Genomic DNA, 24,851 nt, shown 5'->3' with positions numbered 1-24,851 from the left:
TGCCAGTCGTCGCCAGTCGTCGGCCCGCCAGGCGTCGGCCCGGAGGTGTGCTCGCCAGTCGTCGGCCCGCCAGGCGTCGGCCCGGAGGTGTGCTCGGCATTTAATTAGGTTCTTCTTCAATTTCTGCGGTTAACAAACTGTTAGCGCCGCGGTTGCTATCTGCGGGGATGCGAACGCAATTGTAATGGTCACCCGGCCCTGAAGCCGAAGATGGCACCGGACCCTGGTGCCTCCTTTATAGCCGTCTCGGCCCGCAAGGCTTGCAGTCGAGCATCTGAAGAACAGCGGCCGGTCGCGCATCCTCCACATAACCGGCCCCGACGACTATGTCGCGGTGCGCCGCCGAGCCGATGCCTATCGAGAGAGTGTCGGTGACGGCGCGGAAGTCCTCTATGGCGACTGGAGCGAGGAATGGGGCCATTCCGCTATTGACGCGGTCTTTGCCCGTGCTGGGGAAAAGCCTGACGCGATCTTTTGCGGGAATGACGAGATTGCGCGCGGAGTTATCGATGCCCTGCGGGACAAAGGCATCGGCGTTCCCAAGGATGTAGCAGTCGTCGGCTTCGACAATTGGGAAGTCATTGCCAAGCAGACACGCCCGCCACTCACCACCGTCGATATGGAGCTCAAGGAACTCGGACACCGTGCTGGCCTTGCGATCTTGGCGCTGACTGCTGGCGAAGATGTTGGCACCGGCACGACCAGATTGCCTTGCAGCCTTGTGGTCAGAAAGACTTGTGGTGGCGAGCACTGACGCCGGTCCATTGGTTTACCTGATCGACACGCGCACACGGCAGAACGACATTTTAGCGGCCGTTTGTACTGTCACGCGCCGACAGCCGATTCAACTGGCCAAGCGAAACTCCCTCCGCCAACATCTTTCGCCATTGCACTTCTCTCGTCTCGTCGGCCAAAGCTCGCGCAATCAGGTCGTTAAGATCGAAGATAGACCCACCAAGTCGCAGGACGCCATTGGCGTCGCCGAAGAGAATATCTCCCGTGGCGACCACCGTGCCGCCAATGTTGACCGCGCCGAACAGTTCTCCGCCCGGCTGATCCATCATCCGAGCCGTGATCACGTTCGTGCCGCGTGCATAGACAGGTAGACCGATCCCCCTCAACTCCTCAATGTCCGTGACCACGCCATCGACCACGATCCCGGCTGCACCTGCGTGATAGGCGGCGCACGCAACCATTTCGCCGACGCAGGCCGCAAAATGGTCCCCCTGCCGGTCAATCACGAGGACGTCGCCGGGACGCAGCGCCTCAAGGGCACGAAAGACCGGAGCGCTGTCGGGGAGCGGTTGCCTCACTGTCAAAGCGCGGCCGATCATACGTGTAACTGGAACGACAGCTCGAATGGCCGGCGAGAGCGCACCGCCGGCGACATGGTGCCCGAGGGTCGCCGGTTGAATCCGCCTCAGCCTGGCAAAGAGTTCCGCATCGTCGTCGGTTGGGACTGGCCGCGGGTGCTCAATCATGACTGCGACCTCCGAACCCCTGAGGCCACGTTACCGGCGTTCTCACAGCCGAGGTGGAGGAATGCCAGATCGTTTCCAACAAGCAGCATATCGGCGCCCTCGTCGGCAAGTTGGGTGGCCTGTTCCGCTGTCGCGGGGAAGCAGGGCAACATCACCTTGATCCGACGCTCGCGACACTTTGCGACGAGTTCACGCATGGCGCTCCGCACCTCGCTCTGGCGCATAGAATAATCCACCTCGATGCCGCGCGAGAGCGCATAGTCCGCCGGTCCAAAGTGAATGGCATCAATGCCTGGAACGTCAAGGATGTCGTCTATCTCATTGAAGAATTCGAAACTCTCCGCCATGGGGATGATCAGCGTTTCGCGGTTCTCGCGCTCCGTATAGGCCGGCCAGTCAAACCCCGGTCCGCCGTACCCTGCCGAGCGGACCGAACTGTCCCCGCCTCTCCTTCCAAGCGGCGGGAATTTCGTCGCCTGGATGATGTCGCGCATCTGAGCGGCGCTGTGAACCTGCGGCACAATCACACCGGCCGCACCGCATTCGAGCGTCTTTCGCAATCCAGCTGCGCTGCTGTCAGCCACGCGCACCAGTGGAGCTATCCCCGCTGTGCGGGCAGCAAGGATCATCCGCTCCATTGCTAAATCGGTCCCAAGGAGCGTGTGCTCGGCATCGATAAAGACGAAGTCTAAACCTTTTTGGCCCGCGATCTCCACTGCGGCCGGAGAACCCGAGTAGACATTGATGCCGAAGGTGAGCTGGTTTGCTGTTAGCTTCTGTTTCAGGCTTTCCATCGCTTCCTCACTCAGACGACCGACGGCATGGCACAGATCCGGTAGTCCTGCGGCCGCCTATCACGGAAGGGATGAACCTCGTAAACGCCGGGCTCCCGGATAATCGACTTCACCCGGGCATGTTCCATTTCGATATCAACGGAGAAGATACCATCAGCGATACCTGCGTTGATGATTTCCTGACCGTCTGGACCGATCACGTGGCTGGATCCCATGAACGCCATTCCGTCATCAACATCGTTCCGGTTGGACGCTAGCAGAAACACGAAGTTTTCAGCCGCCCGTACGGTGGTGAAGAGGTCGGGGAGAATACGAGCCGCTTCGGGCCACGCTGCCGGCAACACGATCAGTTCAGCGCCTTCGAGAGCCAGCGTTCGCGTGACCTCCGGGAACCGCACCTCATAGCAGATGGCCAGGCCGATGCGACCGATGGGCGTATCGAATACCGAAGGCGCGCTGTTTTCCGGAATGTCGACGAAACGGTCGCCGATCATAAAGGGAAGGTGCATTTTGTGGTGAAGGCCTATGATGCCCTCCGGGCCGATAAGGGCGGCGGTATTGTATGCCTGCGCCCCCTTGATCTGGTAGAAGCCGACGACGATAAGTATCCCGGTATCGCGCGCAGCCGCCAGAATCGGCGCGAGATCTCCACGATCAATATCGATAGCGGCCATGCGAAGACTCTCACGGTCGTCGAACGAACCCCCTGTGAGGAAGCATTCAGGAAACGCAATGAGTCTGGAGCCGCTATTGGAAGCCTCGCGAGCCTTCTCGGCAACAAGGTTCGTCGTTGCAACGGTATCGCCGTGGACCGGCGAGAACTGGGCGAAGGAGATTTTCATGATAGCCTTTCGGATTGATAGACCAAGCGGCGCACAGGGGCCTGCGCGCCGCAGTGCCTCAGTTGATTGAGAAGCCAACCGCATCAAAGACGGTCTTCGTCATCTCGGGATCAAAGGTTTCGGAATACTTGGCGATGACCGGCCGGACGGCTTTCTTCATCTCCTCGAGGACTGCCGGATCGATGTCCGTTACGATGTTGCCAGCGGCCCGGATCTTGTCGAGTGCGGTGACCTGAGCGTCCCGGGAGATCTTTCGCTGTTCGACAGCGGTTTCGCGCGCAACCTCTACGATCAGTGACTTCTCATCCTCGTTGAGTTGATCCCAAAAGGGCTTGCCGATCAGTACGATCTGCGGATTGTAGTTGTGGCGCGTCACCGTGATATACTTCTGAACCTCGTAGTACTTTGAACCGAGCATGAAGGGAGCAGTGGTCTCCTGACCATCAACGGCGCCGGTCTCAAGTGCAGAATAGAGCTCCGTGACTGCCATAGGAGTGGGATTGGCGCCCAACGCGGTCCACATGTCCACCAAAAGCGGGTTTTGCTGAACACGGATCTTCAAGCCCGAAATGTCGGCAAGACCCTTCACTTCGTGACGGTTATTGGACAAGAGACGGAATCCCTGCTCCCAGAAGGCAAGTCCGATCACGTCGTGAGCCGGCAGTTCGTCCATCAACTTCTTCCCGACTTCGCCGTCGAGCAACCGGTCCATGACATTGACATCTTGATAGATGAACGGCAGGTCGAAGATACCGAAGTCTTTTTCCTGGGAGATCATGTTCCCAGCATTCCAGACCATCATCTCGATAACGCCGCCCTGCAGGGACGAGAGCACCTGGACATCGCCGCCCAGTACGCCATTGGAGAAGACACGCGCATTCAACTTGCCGCCGCTGCGTTCCGCGAGTTTCTTCGCGAAAATGTGCATGCCCATGACAGGAGGTGTGCCTTCCTGCCCAGTCGCCGCGAACTTGATCGTGCGGCTTGTATATTCCTGCGCCTCGGCAGCACCTCCGGCAAGCAGCACAAGCGATACCAGCATTCCAATAACTGTTTTCATTGTCATTCCCCTTTTTGATTGCAGTTTGGTTATCCCGAATGAAGCTCAGTGCGAGATCCATTGAGCAGGAGCGGTAACGAGTTCCGGGAACACGACGAGCAGTAGGAGAACAAAGAGTTGCGCCACGAAGAATGGCATTGTCCCCTTGAAAAGCTCTTCGTAGTCGAGCTTTCCGACGGCGCAGACAACGTTCAGCACAGTTCCTACTGGTGGCGTGATCAGGCCGATCGCGCCGTTAATCATGAATAGAACTCCGAAGTAGATTGGATCGACACCTGCCTGAATCACCACTGGGACAAGGATTGGTCCAAGGAGCAGGATGGTCGGCGTGAGATCCATGGCGGTCCCGACAACGATGATGATCAGCATCAGGACGAAGACGAGAAGTCGTGGGCTGTCCATAAAGGGACCGATCATGGCGACGATCTGGCCGGGAATGTCGGCGATCGCGATCATCCATGCAGGTATGGCTGCGGCGCCGACAAGGAACATTACGCCTGCGGAGACCTTGCCTGCGCGCAGAGCGAGAGCGGGCAGATCCGAGAGTTTCAGTTCCCGATAGATAAATAGCGCGACGAACAGCGCATAGGTTGCTGCGACTGCCGCAGCCTCTGTTGGAGTAACAACACCGAACCGGAGCCCCACGACGATGATGACAGGCAGCATCAGTGCCCAAAGGCTATCGACGAGAGCTGCGAGGCGCTCTTGCCAGTTGGCCTTCGGTGTTGGCGCCACGTCTTCGTTCCGCGCTACGAAGAACCAGGTTACAGCCAGCGCGAGCGCGATCATGAGGCCCGGGGTGATCCCCGCCAGGAACAGTTTGCTGATAGACAGATTGGTGGCGACACCGAAGACGATGAAGCCGATACTTGGCGGGATAATAGGCCCGATAATCGCTGAGGAGGCGATGAGGCCACCTGCTCGTGCCCTGTTGTGTCCAGCAGCGATCATCATTGGCAGGAGTAGAGCAGAAAGCGAGGCAGCATCGGCCAGCGCCGATCCGGACAGGCTCGACAGCAATACGCCGGCGAAGATCGCCACATAGCCAAGGCCGCCGCGCCGATGTCCGACAAGCGTCTGCGCGAGGGCAATGATACGTCGCGACAATCCGCCGGCGTTCATGACCTCACCCGCGAGGATGAACAGCGGGACTGCAATCATGGCGAAGCTGTCAACGGAATTGATAATGTTCTGCGCCAATATCTGGCCGTCGAACAACCCCATCTGCCACATCAGGGCCGCCCCGGTGACGATCAGCGCATAGGCGATCGGTGCACCGATTGCTATTGTCAGGAGAAGGGTGGCGGAAAAAAGAGCGATGGTCATTTCGCGGCCACCTTTGCAACGTCCAGACGAACTTGCTGCTCGAGTTCATTGGCTATGCGTCCAGCTTCAGATTCATCCTCGCCGGCACTGACGACGAGGTCGTGCTCTTGGAGCTTGCCGACCAACATGAGGACCAGCTGCGAGAGCAGAAAAAGGCCGCTCGCCCCCGCAAAAACCACGCCGGCGGCATAGAGTGCGGCAATTGGCAGCTGCGTGGCCGGAGAAATGACATGGAGGTTGATGATCGCCTGCGTCCAGCTGCCTTTGAGCAACAGCCATGTCGAGTAGATCATGATGACATGGGTGATCACGAAGCATAGGCGGCGCAGCTGGAGAGGTAGCCGCCGCACAAGCATGTCGACGCCGATATGCTCGCGATCATAGAGGACCAGGATCGCGCCGACGAAGGTCATCCAAGCGAAGAGAAGCCCTGCGACGCCCTCTGAGAGGAAGATGCCGGAATTGAATACGTAACGCAGAAAAACATTCGTCGAAATCAGGACGAGGATGGCGAGGATACTGAAAATGACAACCCATTCCAGCAACCGTAGATAAAGGCTCTTTAGTGCTTGCATGACGCTCCACCCTTTGTTGCGCAAAGAGGCGAGCATCATCGATGGCATCGGCAGCGCCGCGCAAAGTGCACGACGCCACTCCTCCACGATCATTGTGTCTGCCCCGTTTCCTCAGGGTCTGTGCGACAACGCTGTCCGCCTATGGGAGCAATCTAGATCGTTGTATGATGACTGTCAACATACAATGGAAGTCAGTCGGCGATATTCAGTTGCCGATATCGCTCCAAACTACCAACCAAATGAAAGCGCATGGCTTCCCGGGCCCCCAGAACATCAGCCTTGCGGATCGCAAGGGCGATACGCTGGTGCTCATCTGTCATTTTGACGAGGTAGTCGCGTGTGATCTTGGGAATGGATGCGTGGATGAGTTGGCTGCGCGGAATAATGACTGGCCCCACAAAATCCATGAAGCGCGGCATATAGGCATTCCTCGATGCCACTGCGATCGCTTTGTGGAAGTTGAAATCAAGCTGCCGGGGGTTCCGATTGAACGCTTCAGGATCGGCGGTCGCGTCGAGGCTGCTGAAAATCCGCTCTAGATCATCGTCTGTTCTGCGCTGCGCGGCAAGGCCCGCCGCCTCGACCTCAACTCCGATCCGAAGCTCTAAGATGTCAATGATTTCAGACAGCTCGCCGGCGGCTTCGCGTGGTATCCGAAGCGTCACATTCCCTCTGCCAGCGACGAAGACCCCAACACCTTGCTGTGACTCAAGAAGACCTTCGGAGCGTAATTGTGCAATCGCTTCACGCACGACGGTCCTGCTGACGTTATATATGTCGCACAACTGCGCCTCGATTGGGATCTTGTCGCCGACCACGTACTCTCCAACATCGATGCGTTCCGCAATGTCTTTGGCCACCACACTTGCCAGACTATCTCGCCTTGCCATTTCTGCCCTCAAAACCAAGTGATATTACATCAGACATTACACACGAATCGGATGGGCTCATCAACTGGCAGATTGGGTGGCGGCGAGAGGACAACCCAACGCCGCGTAAATGCCGGCACTTGGCCTTGTAGCCGCGTCATGAACGGCGTCAGACATCGGCACCGTCCAACGATCTGAAGCCCCGAAACCGGGATGGCGAGACCGACCCTTCGCCTGGGGCGATATCCTCTTCTTTCCCCGAATTGTTCTGCGTGCGAATAGCTTGGGTTTCGGCGCAAGCGCGCGTGCCAGCGCGACACGCTGGGCCTGCCCGCCGGAAATCTGGTCCGTGCGGCGCTGACCGAACTTATCCATGCGCACCAGCCGAAGCACTTCGGTCACCCTGTCCTCGATAGCGGCCCGTTGCCCATCGAGCATTTCCAGCCCGAAGGCAACGTTCTCTCGGATCGTCATATGCGGGAAGAGTGCATAGGACTGAAAAACCGTATTAACGGGGCGGCGGAAGGGCGGTTCGTTGACGATGCTTTCGTCGTAAAGCCTGATATCTCCACCCGACGGAAAATCAAAACCCGCGATCAGGCGCAGCAAGGTCGTTTTTCCGCAGCCCGACGGTCCCAGGAGCGTGAAGAACTCGTTTTCGAGAATGCTGAGCGACACATCGTTCAACGCGAATACGGATTAGCCCCGTGCCCGTACACTTACGGATACCGGCGACATCTACCGCTGTTTTTGCAGACTGTTGATACACGAACCCTCCATTCACGAGAGATTGCGGCTTATCCGCCAGCATCACCTCTCCTTCTCCGTTTTAGCCGAGAGAGCCGCTCGGAAAGAATAACGGCTTTCATAAGGTTACATTGACGCACTGTGATGTAACGCCGCTCAGGTCCGAGAGCGCGTGTCGGATGCTTACCTATCCTACATCCTGTCGTTTTCGCATGTGAACGGATTTCCGGTTGCCAAGGGGCGCGCGGTTCGTCTTTGGTCGCGGCTTCCGATCCATCTGGCGTGCTACAAGGCCGCCGCCCACCGCAAGTGAACCTTCATGTCCGCAGCTCCGCTTTTCACACCTCTCCATCTCGGTCCGGTGCCCCTGCCAAACCGGATCGCCGTTGCACCGATGTGCCAGTACATGGCCAGTGACGGCTGTGCCTCGGCGTGGCACATGCAACACCTCATGTCGCTCGCCATGTCGGGCGCCGGCCTCGTGATAATCGAGGCGACTGCGGTGTCTCGCCGCGGCCGGATCACGCATGGCTGCCTCGGTCTCTATTCCGATGCCAGCGAAGATGCCCTGGGCGCCGTGCTCGAGCATGCGCGCCGCGTGGCGCTTCCGGGCACCGAATTCGGCATCCAGCTGTCGCATGCCGGCCGCAAGGGCTCGGCCCATCGTCCGTGGGAGACGCCCGGCGGCAGCCTTTCCGGCAGCGATGCCTGGCAGACGCTGGCACCGTCGGAGATCGCGCATCGCGAGGGCTGGGCCCTTCCACAGGCGGCGAGCAAAGAAGACCTCGACCAGATCGCCGACGACTTCCGCCATGCCACGGTCCGGGCAGCACGGTTGGGCATCAAGGTCGTCGAGATCCACATCGCACACGGCTATCTGCTGCACCAGTTCCACTCGCCGCTTTCCAACAGGCGTGACGACGCCTGGGGTGGCGATGCCGAACGGCGCATAGCGTTTCCGCTGCGCATTGCCCGCACCGTGCGCGATGCGGCGACGGACATTGCCGTCGGTGCGCGGATCACCGGCAGCGATTGGGCGCAGAATGGCCTGACGATCGAAGACGCAACCGTGCTTGCAACGCGACTGAAGGCCATCGGCGTCGACTACGCCTGCGTCACATCGAGCGGCATCCCCGTCAGCAATCCGACGGTGGCCAATGCCGAGGACCATCACCCGTCTCTCGCCGAGGCCGTTCGCCGCGAAAGCGGCATCAAGACCCGTACCGTCGGCATGATCGTTGGCGCGCAGCAGGCGAATGATCTCATCGCAAGTGGTCAGGCAGATCAGGTCGCCATCGGGCGCGCGTTTCTCGACGATCCGCGCTGGGGCTGGCATGCGGCCTTTGATCTCGATGTCACGCTGCCCTACCCCTCGCCCTATGCATGGGCGGCTCCGGGCGAATGGAGCGGCATCAAGCGCCGCACGGCCTGAAAAATGAAGCGCCGGCATCGGGCGCTTCCCTCAGCCGGGCAACCGGAGGATCGATGCGGCGACGATGGCCGCACGCTGCGAAAGCGTCTCGACGAGAATGTGTTCCTCCTCGGTGTGCGCCTTGCCGCCGACCGGTCCCGTCGCACAAACCGTCGGCGCACCGGCGCTGGAAGCGATGCCGGAATCGGCGCATCCGCCAGTGAACTCGCCGGAAAGTTCGAAGCCGAGGGAGGCGGCCGCTTCGCGGTAAATGGTAGACAGCGCAACGTTTTCCGCTGTTGGAGCAAGTGGTAGCGATTCACTCTGCCGTTCGAAGGTAGTCGTGGTCCCCGGGACCGTCGAGCGGCCGAGGATCTCCTCGATATCGGCAATCAGCCGGTCACGCTGCTGGCCATCGACGAAGCGGACATCCACCACGCCGGAGGCTTTGGCCGCCACCGTATTGGTCGAGGAGCCGCCACCTGCCAGCCCTACATTCAGTGTAATACCCTGCTGCACGTAAGTCAGGGCATGCAGTGCCGTGATCTTGTGCGCCAGTTCACCGATCGCGCTAGCACCCTCCGTGAAGTTGACGCCGGCATGCGCGGCCTTGCCGCTGATCTCGAAACGATAGGTGAAGCCGCCCTTGCGACCGCTGACGAAATTGCCCGTCGGACGCGCCGGCTCGGCATTGAAGACTGCGCGGGCAAAGCGGGCCTCCTCCTCGATATGCGCCAGCGACGCCTGGGAACCGATCTCCTCGTCTCCCGTCAGCATTACGAGCAGAGGCACATCGGGCGCGAATTTCTGAAACGCCACGAGGACGAAGGCATTCATAACCAGGCCCGCCTTCATGTCGGCGACACCCGGACCATAGGCGCGGCCGTTTTCGATGTGGAAAGGTCGACGGGCAGCCTCGCCCTTGCCGAAAACGGTATCGCGATGCCCCATCAGCAGGATGTTGTGCCGGCCCGCGCCGCGCCGGACCGCCGCCGTGCCGACGAGAAGCGTATCGCCGAAATACGGGACCGGGCGCACCACAGTCTGAAGACCTTGCTCGGCGAAGAAGTGCGACAGAAGCGCGCCGACCGCATCGACGCCCTCCTTGTCATAGGATCCGGAATCGATATTCACGAGGCTCGATAGCAGCGAGACCATGTTGTCCTGCTGCGAGGATATCCATTCTAGGATCTCGGCGTTGCGTGTGCTCATGGCCTGCCTCAGCCGTGCTGCGTGTTGGAAATGAACCTGCGGAACCGCTCCGACTTCGGATTGCGGAAAACCTCGTCCGCGGGACCGTCCTCCTCGATGACGCCCTCGTGCAGGAAGACGACGCGGGTTGCCACATCCCGCGCGAACGCGATCTCGTGCGTCACCAGCAACATCGTCCGTCCCTCGTTGGCAAGGGCACGCATCACGGCCAGAACCTCACCGACGCGTTCAGGATCCAGCGCCGACGTCGGCTCGTCGAATAGCATGACCTGCGGATGCATGGCGAGCGCCCTGGCGATCGCCGCGCGCTGCTGCTGGCCACCGGAAAGATGCGCCGGATAGGCATCTCGTTTGTCGGCAATGCCGACCTTCTCGAGCAGCGCCATCGCTTCAGCGACGCATTCTGCCCTTGGCCGTCGCTGGACGTGGATCGGCGCCTCGACAAGATTTTCGAGGATCGTCATATGAGACCAGAGATTGAAGCTCTGGAAGACCATCGCGGCCCGCGCCCGGATGCCGTCGATCTGCCGGCGGTCGGCAATGGCGAGACCGTCACCCTGCTTCTTGAGCTTCAAGGTTTCCCCGGTCACCACGACCTCGCCGGCCGTCGGGATTTCGAGCATGTTGATACAGCGCAACATCGTGCTCTTGCCGGAGCCGGAGGAACCGAGGATCGCGATGACGTCGCCTTTGTGCGCATCGAGCGAGATGCCTTTGAGGACTTCGAGTGCCCCGAAGCTTTTGCGCAGGTTGCGCAGGGAGATAACGAGTTGCATGGCCGCCCCTTCAGTCATTTGGCTTGCTCCGCTTTGCCGATCGTCGACATGCCGCGCAGATGGGGCGTCAGCCACCAGTCCAGCATCGAAACGGCACGCGTCAGCAGGAAATTGATGATGAGATAGATCGTGCCCGCGGCGATGAACACTTCGACCGGCCGGTACGTCTCGGAAATCAGCCGCGCCGCAATGCCGGTGACTTCCATCATGGTGATGATCGAGACGAGCGACGTCGCCTTGACCATCAGGATCAGCTCGTTGCCATAGGCCGGCAGCGCCTGACGCAACGCCAACGGCAGGATGATCCGACGGTAGAGCAGAAGGCCGGACATGCCGCAGGCACGGCCCGCCTCGATCTCGCGCTTGGAGACCGACTGGAGGCCGCCTCGCAGCACTTCACTACCATAGGCCGCGCTGTTCAGCGCCAGCGCAAGAATGCCGCACCAGTAGGCTTCGCGGAAGAACTGCCAGAGCCCAAGGCTCTGCAGGATCGGCCGGAACTGGCCGAGACCATAGTAGATCAGGAAGATCTGGACGAGCAGCGGCGTGCCACGAATGGCAAAAACATAGGCGCCAGCCGGAATGTGCAGGACCCTGAGCCGCGAAATCTGCATCAACGCGATCAGCACCGCCAGAAGCAAGCCGAGGGCGAAGGCAAAGCCGGTCAACTCGAGTGTCAGCGGCACACCGGCGAGAAGCTGGACAAAGCTGTGATAGACGAAACGCGGATCCATCAGGCAAGACCTCCAGCCATACTGCGGCGCGCACGTTTCTCAAGCCATGAGAACACCCGCTGTGAAAGCCACGTAATGACGAGGAAAATAGCCCCGGCGATGAGATAGAACTCGAACGGCTTGCGGGTCGATCCCGCAGCGATCTGCGACTGGCGGAGCAGTTCGACCAGACCGGTGACGGAAATCAGTGCCGATTCTTTAAGGGCCATCTGCCACACATTGCCGATGCCTGGCAGCGCGTGGCGAAAAACCTGCGGCGCGATGATGCGGCGAAACAGCAGAAACGGGCTCATGCCCGCCGCCTTGCCCGCCTCGATTTCGCCCTTTGCCAGCACGCGGAACGCTCCGCGGAACACTTCGGCCTGATAGGCACCAGAAACAACGCCAATGGCCGTTGCACCGGCGGCAAAGGGCGGCACGCCGACGAAGCCGCTTTCACCCCACAGGTTGAAGAGCCCCGTCACGGCCATGCTTCCGCCGAAGTAGAACAGGTAGATCACCAGCAGATCCGGAATGCCGCGCAGGACGGTCGTGTAAGCATCCGCGGAGAAGCGGACCGGCAGGTTGCCGCCCAGCTTGCCCCAGGCGATGACGGCGCCGATAACACCGCCTATAAGAAAGCCGCACGCCGCCACGGCAACGGTCATCAAGGCGGCGGTGAGCAAGGCAAGGCCCCAACCGTCGGGACCGAAACTCACCAGTTGCAACAGCTCCGTCATCTCTGTCCTGTCCTTCCAAAACCGGCCTGGCGGCTCAGACGTTGAACTGGAAGCCGTCGACCGTCAGCGTCTGGCCGGTCATGAAGCACGGTTCCGAGGTTGCGAGGAATGTCACGAGCCGTGCCACGTCATCGGCGCAGCCGAGCCGGCCGAGCGCGATGCCCTTGGTCACCTCTTCGGCGCGGTCGGTGACGTTCGTGTCAATTTCGGTGCGGATCACACCCGGGCATATAGCATTGATCGCAATGACGGGGCCAAGTTCCTTGGCGAGCGCGCGCGTCATGCCGAGAATGCCGGCCTTTGCGGCGGCATAGGCGAAGCGGCTGACGGCTGCCGTCACGCCACCCGACAATGCGTTCAGCGACGACATAGAGACAATGCGTCCGCCGCCCTGCTTTAGCATGTGGGGCGCGGTGTGCTGGATGTAGTTGAAGCAGCTCTTCAGGTTGATTGCGATTGCGCGGTCGAACTCCTCCTCGGAGATTTCCAGAATGCCGACGGGAGCCGAGCGCCCAGCATTATTGAGGAGAAAATCGATCCGACCGAAAGTCTCGATGGTCTGCGCGATAACCTCGTCGGCACGCTGATGGCTCGAAACGTCGGCAACGAATGTCAGCACCTTGCGCCCCTCGGCCGAAATCAGCGCCGCCGTCTCGGCGAGCTCCTTTTCAAGAAGGTCGACCAGAACAAGGGCATAGCCTGCCCGCGCCAGATCCATGGCACACGCCTTGCCGATTCCGCGCGCACCGCCGGTGACGATGGCGACTTTCTCTTGTGCACTCATGTCTCAAACTGCTCCTTTTCAAAATTTCAGGAACATGGTATGGCTGCCTTAATATTCTTCAATGGGAATTTGGTTCACATATATGAACACAAGCAATGACTCCGAAGTGAAGTCGGCCGTTCGCGTTCTGGAGGTGCTGGAACTTCTTGCCCGTGCGCAGAAGCCGCTCACCCTGAAAATGATCGTCTCGGAACTGGGATACCCCAAGAGCAGCACGTTCAATCTGCTCGCGACACTCGTGTCCCGCGCCTATGTCACGCGCGACGAAACCGAGGCCTATCGCATCCACGAGGCTTTCCGGAACGGGCCGGGCTGGTCGAGCGGGCGCGACGCGCAGCTGATCGCGACGGCCCAGCCGATCATGGATGCACTACGCGATGCCGAGGGTGAGACCGTCTTTCTCGGCGCCCGCCGCCGCGATGGTCGCATCAAGCTCCTCGCCAAGAGCGTCAGCCACCAGCTGGTGCGCTTCGATTCCGACCTGACCGGATCGGACGCCTCCTTCTGCACCGCCATGGGGCGCGTGCTGCTCGGCTACTGGAAGCCAGAAAAGACGGCCGCCTATCTCGCCCGCGAGCGCATCGTCCAGATCACCGATCATACGGTGATCGACCGGGTGCAGATCCGCAGGATCATCGAGACGGCGCGCCAGAACGGCTATGCGATCAGCGACCAGGAGGCGGTCGCCGGCGGATCCGGCGTTGCCGCACCAGTGCGCGACGCAACAGGCGAGGTCATCGCGGCCCTCAACATCGCGACCGTCACGGCGCGTTTCGATGCGAGCCGCGACAGGATGATCGCGGCCGTCATCCGCAACGCGGACGACCTCAGCTCCCGGCTCGGCTACAAAGGCCCAAACACGGAAAGTCAGTGATATGGAAATTCAGTTCGAAGGAAAGCACGTGCTCGTCACCGGCGCGGCCCGCGGTATCGGACGCGCCATCTGCGAGGCCTTTGCAGCCGATGGCGCCGCCGTCGTTGCGACGGACGTCAATCTGGCTGAGCTCGAACCGCTCCAGGGCAGCACGATCGCCAGACGCGGCGGCTCGATCGTCACCGCTCGGTTGGACGTGACAGATGAAGAAGGCATCGCAGCGCTTGTCGCCGAACAGGGTGGCGAATTCGACATCTTCGTCCATGTCGCAGGCGGCGTGCTGGGCCAGAAGCGCCAGCCGGTCGAGACCGTTCCGTCCGCGGACTGGGACAGCATCTACGACGTCAACGTGCGCGGCGCTTTTCTCGTCGCACGCGCCGTCGTTCCCGCCATGAAAGCGCGTGGCGCCGGCAAGATGGTGTTTATTTCCAGCGGCGCCGGCCTCGGAGTCAGCCTGACGGGCATCCAGGCCTATGCGAGCGCGAAAGCCGCCCTCATAAGCCTTGCCCGCCAGCTCGCTCACGAGCTCGGCCCGTTCGGCATCAATGTCAATGCGGTCGCCCCCGGCTTCCTGCGCACCAGCCCCGACTACGAGCGCCAGTGGGCCTCCTATGGCGACGAAGGCCAGCAGGCCATGCTCGACCAGATCCCGCTGCGCCGTATCGGCCAACCGGACGATATCTCGAACGCCGTTCTCTTCCTCGCCTCCCCCTTCGCGAGCTGGATTACTGGCCAGACACTTTCGGTCAGCGGAGGGCCGGTCTCGTGAGCGCCGCAAACACAGTCCTTCCAACATGGACCTGGCCAGAAGAGCGCCTGCAGGGACTGATGAACAGAGCCCGCGCGGGACGTAGTCTCAAGCCCGCCGCTTGGCCGGGCGGTGCGAAATGCGCCGTCGCGCTCTCCTTCGATTCCGACCACGACACGTTCGAGCTGCGTGACGGCGGTAAGTCCATATCCGCGCTTTCGCAAGGCCATTTCGGTCCTCGGCAGGGTATCCCGCGCATCCGCAGGCTGCTGGCCGAAAAGTCCATTCCGGCAACCTTCTTCGTACCGGCCATCACCGCCCTACACTATCCGGACGAACAGCGCGGGCTGATCGCCGAAGGTCATGAAATCGGTCTGCATGGCTGGATTCACGAGCGCAACACGCTGCTGGACGAGACGACGGAACGGGACCTGCAATACCGCGCCGCTGATACGCTGGAGCAGATTAGCGGCGTCCGCCCGGTCGGCATTCGCACGCCGTCCTGGGACTTCAGCGAGAACACGTTGAAGATCACTGCAGAGATGGGCCTGCTCTACGACTCCTCCCTGATGGCGGACGTGGACTGTTACGAGCTCGTGTTGGACGGCACGCCGTCAGGTGTCATCGAACTGCCAGTCGAATGGATCCGCGACGATGCCGCCTATCTAATCATGGATCGCTGGGGCAGCCTCCGTCCCCAAATAGCACCTCACGACATTCTTAAGATCTTCATGCGGGAATTCGACGAAGCCTATGAAGAAGGCGGCCTTTTCCAGCTCACGATGCACCCCGACATCATCGGGCACCGCAGTCGGCTGTGGGTCCTGAAGGAACTGATTGGGCACATTCAGACGAGACAGGGCGTCTGGTTCGCAACGCATGCGGATGTCGTGACCTACGCAAAATCCGTCTGCCCCTGAAGGAAGCGGCTCTTTTCCGGCCGATATGCCCCGGCGTGTTGCGATGCGCTGGGCACTTCCGTTCCGGGTTGGGTACGTGCCTCTTTCCTGAACTACATTCACGTATGTGAACAATATTTTTCTTTTCAGCGATACGGCGCGGGTTCAAACTAAGCCTCAGTCAGACGCCGGCCCCGGCAAAAAAGCTGGGGTCAGAAACGCCGACGCCCACGATCCGACCCAATAAAAATGAGGGAACCATGTTCAAGAAATCCGCTCTCGCGGCAGCCACGGCGCTCTGCGCCCTCTCGATGCTTCTCGGTGGCAGCGCGCTCGCCAAGGACTGGAAGAAAGTCACCGTCGGCGTCGAAGGCGCGTTTCCGCCCTTCAACTCCACCACTGCGGGCGGCGAGCTTCAGGGCCTCGATCTGGACGTAATCAACGAGGTCTGCAAGCGCGCGGAACTCGAGTGCAACATCATCGCGCAGGACTGGGACAGCCAAATCCCGTCGCTGCTTTCCGGCAAGTTCGACGTGGTCCTGACAATGGGCCCGAACGAAGAGCGCCGCAAGGTGATCGATTTCTCTAATCCCTATGTCATCACGCCCAACACCTTCCTGGTTGCCGCCGATGGCCCGCTGGCGGAGCTGCCGCACACCGGCGAACACCTGAACACCGACACAGAGGAAGGCCAGAAGGCCATCGCAGAAATCAAGGAAGTGCTGAAGGGCATGACGCTAGGCGCCTCGCTTTCCACGAGCCAGCTGAAATTCGTCGAGCAGAACTTCGGCGATGTGGCCGAAATCAAGAGCTACAAGTCCTCCGAGCAGGTCCAACTCGACATCGAGGGCGGCCGTCTTGATGGTCAGTTCGACAATGTCGTTTTCGCCCGCGATCGCGCCGAATCCAGCAAGGGCACGCTGACAACCAGTGGCCCGCTCCTCGTCGGCGGCGTTCAGGCCACCAATGTCTGCCTTGGCATCCGCAAGGAAGAGCCGGAGCTTCAGGCGGTTCTCAACAAGGCGCTCGGCGAAATGGCTGCTGATGGAACGCTCGCCGAATTGTCCAAGAAGTGGTTCAAGGTGGATCTCAGCCCCAAGAGCTGATCCCATTCCTCCAAGCTTTGCACATCGCATCAACCCCGCCCGAAAAGCGGGGTTGTTTCATTTGGGGTAAATTCACGACGTGAACGGCATCTCAAATTCGTCCCGTTGGCTGGCGTGTGCCGTCGCCATAGGCACGGTCGCTTGCGCGGCTTCGAATTGGGATGCGTGGACCAGTAATCGACCTACGCAATCGACCCAAAATGCCTTTGTCAAATCCCAGCCTGCGGTATTGAGCGCACGCGTTGGCGGCTATGTCAGAGAACTCCCTGTCGCTGATTACCAAACGGTCAAAGAAACATGTTGTGCTTCGGGTGAAGATAGATTCGATGGCGAAGCCCCGCCGCACAGAACAGATTGGCGAGTTCTAGTCCTGGATCGTTTTCGAAGCGGATCATCGGCATCTGGACTGGTCCATTTTAGATGAGTTTTTAGCCATGCCGCTTGGCACTGGAATCAAGCCCATCCCTGAAGCCGCGGAGCCGGGGCTTTCTTGTGCTGAGGGCGGAGCGGTTAGGCCGCAAGGCGCGAGGCGCTGGCCTTGCGCTCCGTCAGGCTCCAGATGTGCCCGAAGGGATCGAACAGGCTGGCGGAACGGCTGCCTGTGTCGTCCTCTTGGACTGCATCACGCACGGCCGCGCCAGCGGCCAGTGCCTGCGCGACAACGGCGTCAATGTCGGCCACGGTGAGGCGCAGAACCGCGCTGACGGCGCCAGCGCTCTGCGGATGGAACGGCCCACCCAGGGCCGAGTCAGCCTGACGCCTCGGATTTGCTCCGGCGACTGAAATTGGCATCGAGCCCAGCAGCAGATCCACGGCGATCAGCTGGCCATCGTGGGTGTGCTCCTGGACCTTCTGCGCACCGAAAGCGGTGGCGTAGAAGTCGGCTGCGGCCTGCTCGCGTCCGTGTTCGACGAACAGAGACAAAGTAACGCTGATTTCGCTCATGGCATTTTCCTTCCGTGGGTTTGAATTACGTCCACAACCTAGCAGGGTTGGGGGTGCAGAAATAGCGTTGTTGGTGTGGATAGCATCGTGGTTATCGGGCATTGATCGCTCCTGCTGGACCGCCTGTGCGGTGGGAGCCTCCAGCAGCGTAGGGCCATTAGCGCCGCATGCACCCGCAGGGCTGCAACGGAGTAGAGGAGGGCTTGCCCTTGCCTGCGGCGCGGCGTGCAGCAGCCTTGCTCCCCTCAAAAAGAGCCTCTTGTCCACGCCGCGCGTACACCGGGCGGCCAGCCCTGCGCTCCTGGGGAGGGGACGTTTCGCCGCTGCATGGGGCTAGGTCCAGGGCAGGATTAAGCTTTGCCTCTTAAATGCCATAGGACTTGATCGACCGCTTGTTGAACGTCAGCGCCGAGGTGTCGAGTATTTGGCACCCTCCTGCCGCTGCCTCATTTCTAAGGAAGCTGGCCCAGCTCATCATATCCGCGTTGGCAAGATCAGGCTGGCCTCGATCAATTGCGAGCCGTCTGGCCCTTGTCTCGTCGTCACAGTCAACGAGAATCGTGGTGTAGGCAGCAATACCTTTCTGACTGGTAGCTTCGGCCAGAAACGAAAATCGGGACTGGCCTTCAAAAAGAACACTTCGGTCTTGCGCCAGGAGCGGAGACAAACGGGTCATCCATTCGAAAGTGGCAGTTCTCTGCCATCCCTCGACGGAGCCGAATTTAGCGATCATCTCTTCCACCGGCGGAACGCCAATACTGTCTTTGTAGAAAACGTCGATCCCCTCGTCGCGTCGGCGTTCAATCGCTTGAGAATGACCAATGGCATAGACGTTTTCCTTCAAGACATTATCGCTAACGCGCCTGGGGTTAATGTTTCTGGAAGTCAGGAACCCGACCGATGCTGCGCAAGTAGGCGACGAATTCGTCGTGCAGATGGTCGCGCGGCCCGTAGCGGTCGCACACCTGTACGCTTTGCGGCTGCCTGCTCCGGCCGTCAGCAGGCATAACCGCCACTCTCCTTTCGGCCGCTAGCATGGGACTTCTCTCATAGGAGAACGGCTCCTCAACGATGAAGCCGAACGCAATGTCCGAACCTGAACATCGCCGGCCGAGATAGCGCGGCTTCTGCTGATGCGACGGATGACGAGACCCATCTCCCGAGGATACGAACCGTGGCGATTCAGGGTGCTCGGCGCAATCATTCCAGAGCTCGATGATGTCGTCGAACGGGGAGCCTGCCGACACCGGCAAATCCGATCCTGCCGCTGCATCTGCGACCAGCTCTGCTGGCCGGAGTGGCCGTCATCGAGCGAGCCGGACCTGAGATGCTCGAAATGCACGCGGCCAAATGATGGGTGCGAACAAGGCGCGATTCAGCGGCGCTATCGACAAGATCATGACCCGTGCATGCCGATCAATGGCGTCTTCGCAGTTGCAGTTAATTAGAGAATCCGGCCGCTCAGATTCTCAGCTTTAAATGCTAAACCAAGCCGAAACAGCCGCATTCTCACTTTTAACTGGCAAGCGACAGCCCCATAAATGCAAGGTCGGCATGTGCCGCACGGCCTTCGACCTCGGCATCACCCACTTCGACCTAGCAAGAACTTCGGCCCCCTGTACCGTTCTCATGCGGTTCTTGGGATTCGCCGTGTGTGTCGCGAGGTGAAGCGTAGCCGAACGTGGCGTGCAGCATGGGCGATTGCCACCAGCGGGTGCGGATCATGCGTCAGGATAGAGGCGGTCCCTGGCAATGCGAATGAGGTCGGCTGAATAGGACGCACTCCGGAAATCTGTGAAATAACCGTCCGCCGCCTTCCTTCCGGCCGAAATACCTGCACATTGACCGAGCCCGATCTGAGCGACGTCAAGCAAAGGAGACGAAATTGAGCGAATCGGTTTCGAGCCATGAGGAGCGGACGCTGGAGCTGACAAGCCGCATCGTCACCGCCTATCTAAGCCGCAATACCGTTCCGGCCCGCGATTTGCCTGATCTTATCCAGCAGACCTATTCCTCGCTGAGCGGCACATCTCCGCGACATCCGGCAGTTGAAGAACAGCGCCCTGCCGTTCCGATCAAGAAGTCCGTAACAGCTGATTTCATCATCTGCCTGGAGGATGGTAAAAAGTTCAAGTCCCTGAGGCGCCACCTGATGGCAAAGTACGGCGTCACTCCAGAGCAATACCGGGAAAAGTGGGGCCTGCCAGCTGAATACCCCATGGTTGCTCCAAGCTATGCTCAACAACGCTCCGAGCTTGCGCGCGCGTCCGGACTGGGCAAGAAACGGTAGAACCAGATCCAAAGCCGACACCCTCCCTCCATCAGCCGTTCGGCGGCAAAGCCAATCATCTCACGTAGAATATCGGCGTCGGGGGTCTTCTCCACGAGCGTGCGCAGGTCCATCATGTCGTTGGTCATCGGTGCTTCCTTCGAATCAGGTTGTGTCAGCAACCCAACCCTACCGAAGAGCATCGATGACCACCGCTACGCCGCGCGCTCGCTACGGCGCTGTTGAGGGCGCGCTCGCGAGCGGCTTCGCTACCGCCGAGCTACACCATGTGCAGGGACACGATCGTTGAGTTTAGCATGGGGTCTTCGACAATCCCCATCCCGTTGCCCTTGAGAGGAAAAAGCCATTGGCAATCCATTCTCCGAAAAAGAACAGAACAAGAAGAGATATCTTCAGGAACATCCGGCCGCCTTCACCTCCTCGCGGTGCGCGCGTGATGCCGTGCCTGGCCTGAAAGTCTTTCAACTCTTCATGCGCCCGGATGAGATCGCGTCTAGGTCCGTGCAAAATCCCCTTCCCTTTGACGACCGCTGCCTTGAAGTGGGAACTTGGCTCGGCGTTGACCTTCTCGAGTTCCGAGAACGGTCTTTGGAGAGGCCGACGATCGCAAGGGGATTATTAGAGTTACGCACGCGCTTTTTTCCAACTTTAAGCTGTTGGCGCATGCAGCGCCGTACGACCTTGCTCAAGCGCGCTCAAAACTATGCAGATCATCGATTGAATGAAACCAAATTCGTGTATCGTGTGCGCTGCAGACGGGTTAGCGCGAATCTCTTCGAAACACGCAAGGAGCATCGAAGTGAACCCAACATCTGCATAGCTCGCAAGCCATTACACACAGAACTACAATCCAAGATCGACCTCATGACAGTAACGCCACGGCAGCTTAAAATATTTCTTGCTCTCGCCGAGTCTTTGAACTTCAGCCGCACGGCCGAACTATTCTTCGTTACACAACCGGCGCTAAGCAAAATAGTAAAAGACCTGGAAGAGCAACTCGGAGTCGCTCTGTTTGAGCGTTCGACTCGCAACGTTAGGCTAACCTCTGCCGGCGAACGTATGTCTTCCTTAGCACGGCGTATAGTTGGTGATTTCGAAAATGGGGTCCAGCATCTGCAGAGCCTTGCCATACAAGAGTCTCTTCAAGTCACGATCTCGTCTATTCCCTCGCTAGCAAACGTCGTCCTACCCGAAGTTTGCCGACGGCTTGAGCAAAATTTCCCGGCTCCACGTTTTACAATCTATGACGGAACCAACACTTCGACCATTCGGCGAGTGGTCAACTACGAGGTGGATTTCGCGCTTGCCTCGGTCACGCCCTCCCATGACGGGTTGGAATATGAAGAGATCATGAGAGATCGCTTCGTCCTTCTGGCACCAAATGGCTCTAAGTCGATCCATGATACGCAAGTAAGAATGCAAGATCTCGTGGAACTTCCTCTCATCTGTGGAACGGCAGCGAGTACCGCCACGCAATATATCAGCGCGGCCTTTTTGAAAATTGGGGTCGTCTTTCAACCAAAGCTGTCATTTGAGCAAATTGCGACGGCCGCGGGGTTTGTGCGTAGCGGACAGGGCATTGTTATACAACCCTACCTAGGAGTCGCGCCGCTTTTGGATCTTCAGGATTTCCAGCTTTGCGAGATTGTGGATGGACCGATAAGGTCCGTGGGAATTGTCACCCGCAAGGGCTCTCGACTTCCGCCAATCGCTCAGCGCGCGATCGCTGAAGTCCGCAGCGTCGCCGATGACTTGATCGAACGCTTTCCCAGATGGATTGATCGCCCCCAGCCGACATGACGCTTCCGGAACTCGGACAACGTCACCCGACGTCATGGACGGTGGAGGCGTGCAAATTTTAATTCCCTTGATTTATTAATTTATAAAAATAATGAATTTCAGTTATTAGTCCCGCCACGATAACTTTCCGCTTAGCCCTTCGTAGTCACGGGGCCAAAACGGGAAAACAAGCAGATGTTGAAGCTAACGGGCAAAGTTGCCCTGATCATGGGATGCGGCGCGGTTGCCAAAGGCTGGGGCAATGGCCGCGCTATCGCCGTACTGATGGCGAGACAGGGAGCCGCCGTTTTTGGCACCGACCTCAATCTCTCCAATGCCGAAGAAACCCGCAAGCTCATCGAAGATGAGGGCGGCACGGCTCACGTAATCGAATGCAACGGTACGTCGGCCGCTGACGTGGAACGAGCCGTCGAAGTCTGCCTCGATATGCACGGTAGAATTGACATCCTCGTAAACAATATCGGGCTCTCGCAGCCTGGTGACCCTACAGTTATGACGGAAGAGACTTGGGACTCCCAAATCGACCTCAATGTGAAAGCGGCGTTCCTGTCGTGCAAGTACGTCCTTCCCGCGATGCTTAGCCAGAAATCCGGGTCCGTAATCAATATCTCGTCCGTTGCTGGCCTCCGATATGTCGGCAAGCCACAGGTCGCATACGCGGCCGCTAAGGCAGCCCTTATCCAATTTACGAAAACCACCGCTGTCATCCACGCTGCCAATGGGATCCGCATGAATTGCGTCGTTCCGGGGCTCATGCAGACGCCGCTGCTCGACAATCTTGTCCGGAAGTATGCAAACGGCGATGAGGAGGGCTTCTTAGCCCGGCGCAACAATCAAATCCCGATGAAATTCATGGGCGACGCCTGGGACACGGCTCACGCGGCGTTATTTCTCGCCGCCGAGGAAAGCCGCTACGTCACAGCTACTGAGATTGTCGTCGATGGCGGCTTGATCGCGGCCACTCCGTAGGCGTGAACCTATGGGTTTTGCCTTTCAAGAAATGGAATCGAGAACGCAATGATTGTCACGACAAATCCCGCGACCGGCATCGAAATAGGTCGGTATCCGCTTGATCGCCCTCAAGAGGTGGAGGAGAAAATTGCTTCCGCCTTCAACGCGCAGGAGGAATGGCGCAACAGAGTAGTTAAGGAGCGTTGCCAGCTTCTGAAGGGGGTCGCGGCAGTGCTGCGGCGCGAGCAGCACCGGCTTGCTCCGATGATTACGACGGAGATGGGGAAGCCGATCGCCGAAGCCGAAGCTGAAATCGAGAAATCGGCTTGGACCTGCGACTTCTACGCCGAAACTGGATCAAAATTCCTGGGCGACATACAAGTCGATAGCAGCGCAGCCGACAGTCGGGTGGTCTTCGATCCCCTCGGTGTCATTTTGTCAATCATGCCGTGGAACTACCCCTTCTGGCAATTTATTCGCTGTGCCGCTCCTGCTCTTGCCGCCGGGAATGCGGTGATCCTCAAACATGCGAACAACGTTCCCCGCTGCGCACAAGCGTTGATCGACGTCTTTCTTGATGCCGGCGCGCCCGAAGGCCTTGTCACCGTTTTGATGATCGATTCGTCACGCGTTTCCGACGTTATCGCCGATGCTCGTGTCGCTGCGGTAGCCCTTACGGGATCGACCTCCGTGGGGAAGCTAGTCGCCGCCCAAGCCGGCAATCTCTTGAAGAAGCAAGTCCTCGAACTTGGCGGCTCCGATCCCTTTATAGTGCTCGCCGACGCCGATGTAGACCACGCGGCGAAGGTTGCGGTAAAGGCGCGCTTTTCGAACGCCGGACAAAGCTGCATTTCCGCCAAGCGCTTCATTGTCGAGGAAACAATCGGTGACAGATTTGTCGCGGCTTTCTGCGCCGAAGTCCGCAAACTGAATGTCGGCGATCCGATGGACAGGGCGACGAGCCTCGGCCCACTTGCTCGAGCCAGTCTTCGCGACGAACTACATTCCCAAGTACAGCGGACTGCGGAGGCCGGCGGGACCGTTCGACTTGGCGGGCACGTGATCGAAGGCCCCGGGTTCTACTACGCTCCAACCGTGATCGATGGTGTGACTGGATCGATGGCCGCGGGCATCGAAGAAACCTTTGGACCCCTCGCAGCAATCATCCGGGTGGAGAACCCTGAGGACGCCATCTACATTGCCAATGAAACGGAATTCGGACTCGGGGCCTCACTCTGGACGCGGAACCTCGAACGCGCGCACCTCTACAGCCGGATGATTCAAGCGGGCGCCGTGTTCATCAATGGCATGGTGGCGTCCGATCCGCGCCTTCCATTCGGCGGAATAAAGCAATCTGGCTACGGTCGGGAGCTTGGTGAATTCGGCATTCGTGAATTCACGAACATCAAAACGGTCTACGTCGCGGCGAGCCACTGATCAAATTAACGGCGGGTACATAACACGATGAAAACGCGATCGAATTCATTTCTTCTGAAGCCAGACACGCTCAAAAAGCACGACCGCGGAAACGGGGCAAGCACGACGCCACTCGTAACCAAGGCTATGGGAGCCAGTGCGTTCATCACTGGGTACACAGCGTTTGAGGGAGGGGCCCAAATCCCGTTCCACTTTCATAACTCTGAAGAAAGCGTCGTGCTGGTCGAAGGAAATGCGATCTTTGATATTGATGATCAATCGATCGAGATCAAACCGGGGGACGTCACCTACATACCGACCAATGTCCCGCACCGCTTTCGGAATGCGTCGGCGGTAGAGCCAATGAAGATTCTCTGGATTTATGGATCGGTCGACGCAACCCGCACGTTGGTGGACAGCGGCGAAACGCGCCCGATAGCTGCTGAACACGGCGAGTAACTAGCAAACCAGGGCGGAAAGCCGCAACCAGTC

25 protein-coding genes and 2 pseudogenes are annotated in these 24,851 nt (G+C 59.3%); 11 read left to right on the top strand and 16 right to left on the bottom strand.

All coding sequences use genetic code 11. From position 1 onward, the window contains the following. Positions 1 to 247: 247 nt before the first annotated feature. Positions 248 to 754: pseudogene (locus ASD00_RS22510) on the top strand (substrate-binding domain-containing protein); the annotation flags it as partial. A gap of 52 nt (positions 755 to 806) precedes the next feature. Here ASD00_RS22510 and ASD00_RS22505 read toward each other — a convergent pair. The 8 genes and pseudogenes from ASD00_RS22505 to ASD00_RS39095 form a co-directional block, all read right to left on the bottom strand. Then, positions 807 to 1,481, bottom strand: coding sequence for an RraA family protein (locus ASD00_RS22505; RefSeq protein WP_057208862.1), 675 nt, complete (start codon positions 1,479 to 1,481; stop codon positions 807 to 809). Beyond that, positions 1,478 to 2,275: an aldolase/citrate lyase family protein gene (locus ASD00_RS22500; RefSeq protein ID WP_057208860.1), complete on the bottom strand. Its 798-nt coding sequence runs from the start codon at positions 2,273 to 2,275 to the stop codon at positions 1,478 to 1,480. The genes ASD00_RS22505 and ASD00_RS22500 overlap by 4 nt, the downstream gene beginning before the upstream one ends. A gap of 11 nt (positions 2,276 to 2,286) precedes the next feature. After that, positions 2,287 to 3,117: a carbon-nitrogen hydrolase family protein gene (locus tag ASD00_RS22495; protein WP_057208858.1), complete on the bottom strand. Its 831-nt coding sequence runs from the start codon at positions 3,115 to 3,117 to the stop codon at positions 2,287 to 2,289. A gap of 58 nt (positions 3,118 to 3,175) precedes the next feature. Further along, positions 3,176 to 4,177, bottom strand: a complete 1,002-nt coding sequence (locus ASD00_RS22490; protein ID WP_057208885.1) for a DctP family TRAP transporter solute-binding subunit — start codon at positions 4,175 to 4,177, stop codon at positions 3,176 to 3,178. A gap of 45 nt (positions 4,178 to 4,222) precedes the next feature. Further along, entirely contained in the window at positions 4,223 to 5,503 is a 1,281-nt protein-coding gene (locus ASD00_RS22485; protein WP_057208856.1) for a TRAP transporter large permease subunit, read from the bottom strand. After that, positions 5,500 to 6,171, bottom strand: coding sequence for a TRAP transporter small permease (locus ASD00_RS22480; protein ID WP_244496099.1), 672 nt, complete (start codon positions 6,169 to 6,171; stop codon positions 5,500 to 5,502). The genes ASD00_RS22485 and ASD00_RS22480 overlap by 4 nt, the downstream gene beginning before the upstream one ends. 98 nt (positions 6,172 to 6,269) lie before the next feature. Continuing rightward, positions 6,270 to 6,938 carry a FadR/GntR family transcriptional regulator gene (locus tag ASD00_RS22475; RefSeq protein ID WP_200951487.1) on the bottom strand — a complete coding sequence of 223 codons (669 nt, stop codon included), beginning with the start codon at positions 6,936 to 6,938 and terminating at the stop codon, positions 6,270 to 6,272. A 288-nt stretch (positions 6,939 to 7,226) separates the two neighbouring features. Then, a pseudogene (locus tag ASD00_RS39095) lies at positions 7,227 to 7,758 on the bottom strand (ABC transporter ATP-binding protein); the annotation flags it as partial. Positions 7,759 to 8,013: 255 nt separating this feature from the next. On the opposite strand from ASD00_RS39095, the gene ASD00_RS22465 reads away from it, so the two are divergent. Further along, on the top strand, positions 8,014 to 9,126 hold the full coding sequence (locus ASD00_RS22465; protein ID WP_057208852.1) for an oxidoreductase: 1,113 nt from the start codon (positions 8,014 to 8,016) through the stop codon (positions 9,124 to 9,126). A 30-nt stretch (positions 9,127 to 9,156) separates the two neighbouring features. Here ASD00_RS22465 and ASD00_RS22460 read toward each other — a convergent pair whose 3' ends face one another. From ASD00_RS22460 to ASD00_RS22440, 5 genes are read right to left on the bottom strand one after another with little or no spacing between them, the layout of a single operon-like run. Then, positions 9,157 to 10,317, bottom strand: coding sequence for a M20 family metallopeptidase (locus ASD00_RS22460; protein ID WP_057208851.1), 1,161 nt, complete (start codon positions 10,315 to 10,317; stop codon positions 9,157 to 9,159). Between the two features lie 8 nt (positions 10,318 to 10,325). Beyond that, a complete protein-coding gene (locus ASD00_RS22455) occupies positions 10,326 to 11,111 on the bottom strand; it encodes an ATP-binding cassette domain-containing protein (RefSeq protein WP_057208850.1) in 786 nt (261 codons plus the stop codon). Then, positions 11,108 to 11,827, bottom strand: a complete 720-nt coding sequence (locus tag ASD00_RS22450; RefSeq protein WP_057208849.1) for an ABC transporter permease — start codon at positions 11,825 to 11,827, stop codon at positions 11,108 to 11,110. The genes ASD00_RS22455 and ASD00_RS22450 overlap by 4 nt, the downstream gene beginning before the upstream one ends. Further along, positions 11,827 to 12,546 (bottom strand): ABC transporter permease, encoded by a 720-nt coding sequence (locus ASD00_RS22445; RefSeq protein WP_057208847.1) that lies wholly within the window; start codon positions 12,544 to 12,546, stop codon positions 11,827 to 11,829. The genes ASD00_RS22450 and ASD00_RS22445 overlap by 1 nt, the downstream gene beginning before the upstream one ends. Positions 12,547 to 12,580: 34 nt before the next feature. Then, a complete protein-coding gene (locus ASD00_RS22440) occupies positions 12,581 to 13,330 on the bottom strand; it encodes an SDR family NAD(P)-dependent oxidoreductase (RefSeq protein ID WP_057208845.1) in 750 nt (249 codons plus the stop codon). An 82-nt stretch (positions 13,331 to 13,412) separates the two neighbouring features. On the opposite strand from ASD00_RS22440, the gene ASD00_RS22435 reads away from it, so the two are divergent. The 4 genes from ASD00_RS22435 (at position 13,413) to ASD00_RS22420 (ending at position 16,957) form a co-directional block, all read left to right on the top strand. Further along, positions 13,413 to 14,204 (top strand): IclR family transcriptional regulator, encoded by a 792-nt coding sequence (locus tag ASD00_RS22435; RefSeq protein ID WP_057208881.1) that lies wholly within the window; start codon positions 13,413 to 13,415, stop codon positions 14,202 to 14,204. Between the two features lies 1 nt (position 14,205). After that, positions 14,206 to 14,973, top strand: coding sequence for an SDR family NAD(P)-dependent oxidoreductase (locus tag ASD00_RS22430; RefSeq protein WP_057208844.1), 768 nt, complete (start codon positions 14,206 to 14,208; stop codon positions 14,971 to 14,973). A 59-nt stretch (positions 14,974 to 15,032) separates the two neighbouring features. After that, positions 15,033 to 15,872: a polysaccharide deacetylase gene (locus ASD00_RS22425; RefSeq protein WP_057208879.1), complete on the top strand. Its 840-nt coding sequence runs from the start codon at positions 15,033 to 15,035 to the stop codon at positions 15,870 to 15,872. Positions 15,873 to 16,111: 239 nt separating this feature from the next. Further along, positions 16,112 to 16,957, top strand: coding sequence for a transporter substrate-binding domain-containing protein (locus tag ASD00_RS22420; RefSeq protein ID WP_057208839.1), 846 nt, complete (start codon positions 16,112 to 16,114; stop codon positions 16,955 to 16,957). A gap of 510 nt (positions 16,958 to 17,467) precedes the next feature. On the opposite strand, the gene ASD00_RS22415 is transcribed toward ASD00_RS22420, so the two are convergent. The 3 genes from ASD00_RS22415 to ASD00_RS40295 form a co-directional block, all read right to left on the bottom strand. Further along, positions 17,468 to 17,902, bottom strand: a complete 435-nt coding sequence (locus tag ASD00_RS22415) for a VOC family protein (protein WP_057208837.1) — start codon at positions 17,900 to 17,902, stop codon at positions 17,468 to 17,470. Between the two features lie 364 nt (positions 17,903 to 18,266). Beyond that, the gene (locus tag ASD00_RS22410; RefSeq protein ID WP_057208835.1) at positions 18,267 to 18,746 is read right to left on the bottom strand and encodes a hypothetical protein; all 480 of its coding nucleotides are present in this window, start codon (positions 18,744 to 18,746) and stop codon (positions 18,267 to 18,269) included. A gap of 25 nt (positions 18,747 to 18,771) precedes the next feature. Beyond that, on the bottom strand, positions 18,772 to 19,149 hold the full coding sequence (locus ASD00_RS40295; RefSeq protein WP_156585727.1) for a hypothetical protein: 378 nt from the start codon (positions 19,147 to 19,149) through the stop codon (positions 18,772 to 18,774). Positions 19,150 to 19,787: 638 nt separating this feature from the next. Between ASD00_RS40295 and ASD00_RS22405 the strand changes: the two genes are divergently transcribed. The 5 genes from ASD00_RS22405 (at position 19,788) to ASD00_RS22385 (ending at position 24,818) form a co-directional block, all read left to right on the top strand. Continuing rightward, positions 19,788 to 20,192 carry a MucR family transcriptional regulator gene (locus ASD00_RS22405; RefSeq protein ID WP_057208833.1) on the top strand — a complete coding sequence of 135 codons (405 nt, stop codon included), beginning with the start codon at positions 19,788 to 19,790 and terminating at the stop codon, positions 20,190 to 20,192. A 663-nt stretch (positions 20,193 to 20,855) separates the two neighbouring features. After that, positions 20,856 to 21,992: a LysR family transcriptional regulator gene (locus ASD00_RS22400; protein WP_200951486.1), complete on the top strand. Its 1,137-nt coding sequence runs from the start codon at positions 20,856 to 20,858 to the stop codon at positions 21,990 to 21,992. A 174-nt stretch (positions 21,993 to 22,166) separates the two neighbouring features. Beyond that, entirely contained in the window at positions 22,167 to 22,961 is a 795-nt protein-coding gene (locus ASD00_RS22395) for an SDR family oxidoreductase (RefSeq protein WP_057208831.1), read from the top strand. Between the two features lie 48 nt (positions 22,962 to 23,009). Continuing rightward, on the top strand, positions 23,010 to 24,380 hold the full coding sequence (locus tag ASD00_RS22390; RefSeq protein ID WP_057208829.1) for an NAD-dependent succinate-semialdehyde dehydrogenase: 1,371 nt from the start codon (positions 23,010 to 23,012) through the stop codon (positions 24,378 to 24,380). Positions 24,381 to 24,407: 27 nt separating this feature from the next. After that, positions 24,408 to 24,818, top strand: a complete 411-nt coding sequence (locus ASD00_RS22385; protein ID WP_057208828.1) for a cupin domain-containing protein — start codon at positions 24,408 to 24,410, stop codon at positions 24,816 to 24,818. Positions 24,819 to 24,851 lie beyond the last annotated feature (33 nt).

The sequence above is a fragment of the Ensifer sp. Root31 genome, from assembly GCF_001424825.1.
In the GTDB taxonomy this organism is placed as follows: Bacteria; Pseudomonadota; Alphaproteobacteria; order Rhizobiales; family Rhizobiaceae; genus Ensifer; species Ensifer canadensis.
Note: the sequence above shows the minus strand (reverse complement) of the source record. Positions and strands in the feature narration are given on the sequence as shown.

Bases quoted from the DNA above. Each gene is read 5' to 3' on its own strand.
- ASD00_RS22485 (WP_057208856.1), bottom strand. From the start codon at position 5,503: ATGACCATCGCTCTTTTTTCCGCCACCCTTCTCCTGACAATAGCAATC.
- ASD00_RS22385 (WP_057208828.1), top strand. From the start codon at position 24,408: ATGAAAACGCGATCGAATTCATTTCTTCTGAAGCCAGACACGCTCAAA.
- ASD00_RS22455 (WP_057208850.1), bottom strand. From the start codon at position 11,111: ATGACTGAAGGGGCGGCCATGCAACTCGTTATCTCCCTGCGCAACCTG.
- ASD00_RS22435 (WP_057208881.1), top strand. From the start codon at position 13,413: ATGAACACAAGCAATGACTCCGAAGTGAAGTCGGCCGTTCGCGTTCTG.
- ASD00_RS22465 (WP_057208852.1), top strand. From the start codon at position 8,014: ATGTCCGCAGCTCCGCTTTTCACACCTCTCCATCTCGGTCCGGTGCCC.
- ASD00_RS22400 (WP_200951486.1), top strand. From the start codon at position 20,856: ATGCAGCGCCGTACGACCTTGCTCAAGCGCGCTCAAAACTATGCAGAT.
- ASD00_RS22445 (WP_057208847.1), bottom strand. From the start codon at position 12,546: ATGACGGAGCTGTTGCAACTGGTGAGTTTCGGTCCCGACGGTTGGGGC.
- ASD00_RS22500 (WP_057208860.1), bottom strand. From the start codon at position 2,275: ATGGAAAGCCTGAAACAGAAGCTAACAGCAAACCAGCTCACCTTCGGC.
- ASD00_RS22505 (WP_057208862.1), bottom strand. From the start codon at position 1,481: ATGATTGAGCACCCGCGGCCAGTCCCAACCGACGACGATGCGGAACTC.
- ASD00_RS22450 (WP_057208849.1), bottom strand. From the start codon at position 11,827: ATGGATCCGCGTTTCGTCTATCACAGCTTTGTCCAGCTTCTCGCCGGT.
- ASD00_RS22490 (WP_057208885.1), bottom strand. From the start codon at position 4,177: ATGAAAACAGTTATTGGAATGCTGGTATCGCTTGTGCTGCTTGCCGGA.
- ASD00_RS22480 (WP_244496099.1), bottom strand. From the start codon at position 6,171: ATGATCGTGGAGGAGTGGCGTCGTGCACTTTGCGCGGCGCTGCCGATG.
- ASD00_RS22430 (WP_057208844.1), top strand. From the start codon at position 14,206: ATGGAAATTCAGTTCGAAGGAAAGCACGTGCTCGTCACCGGCGCGGCC.
- ASD00_RS22460 (WP_057208851.1), bottom strand. From the start codon at position 10,317: ATGAGCACACGCAACGCCGAGATCCTAGAATGGATATCCTCGCAGCAG.
- ASD00_RS22440 (WP_057208845.1), bottom strand. From the start codon at position 13,330: ATGAGTGCACAAGAGAAAGTCGCCATCGTCACCGGCGGTGCGCGCGGA.
- ASD00_RS22420 (WP_057208839.1), top strand. From the start codon at position 16,112: ATGTTCAAGAAATCCGCTCTCGCGGCAGCCACGGCGCTCTGCGCCCTC.
- ASD00_RS22390 (WP_057208829.1), top strand. From the start codon at position 23,010: ATGATTGTCACGACAAATCCCGCGACCGGCATCGAAATAGGTCGGTAT.
- ASD00_RS22415 (WP_057208837.1), bottom strand. From the start codon at position 17,902: ATGAGCGAAATCAGCGTTACTTTGTCTCTGTTCGTCGAACACGGACGC.
- ASD00_RS22425 (WP_057208879.1), top strand. From the start codon at position 15,033: ATGAACAGAGCCCGCGCGGGACGTAGTCTCAAGCCCGCCGCTTGGCCG.
- ASD00_RS22395 (WP_057208831.1), top strand. From the start codon at position 22,167: ATGTTGAAGCTAACGGGCAAAGTTGCCCTGATCATGGGATGCGGCGCG.
- ASD00_RS22495 (WP_057208858.1), bottom strand. From the start codon at position 3,117: ATGAAAATCTCCTTCGCCCAGTTCTCGCCGGTCCACGGCGATACCGTT.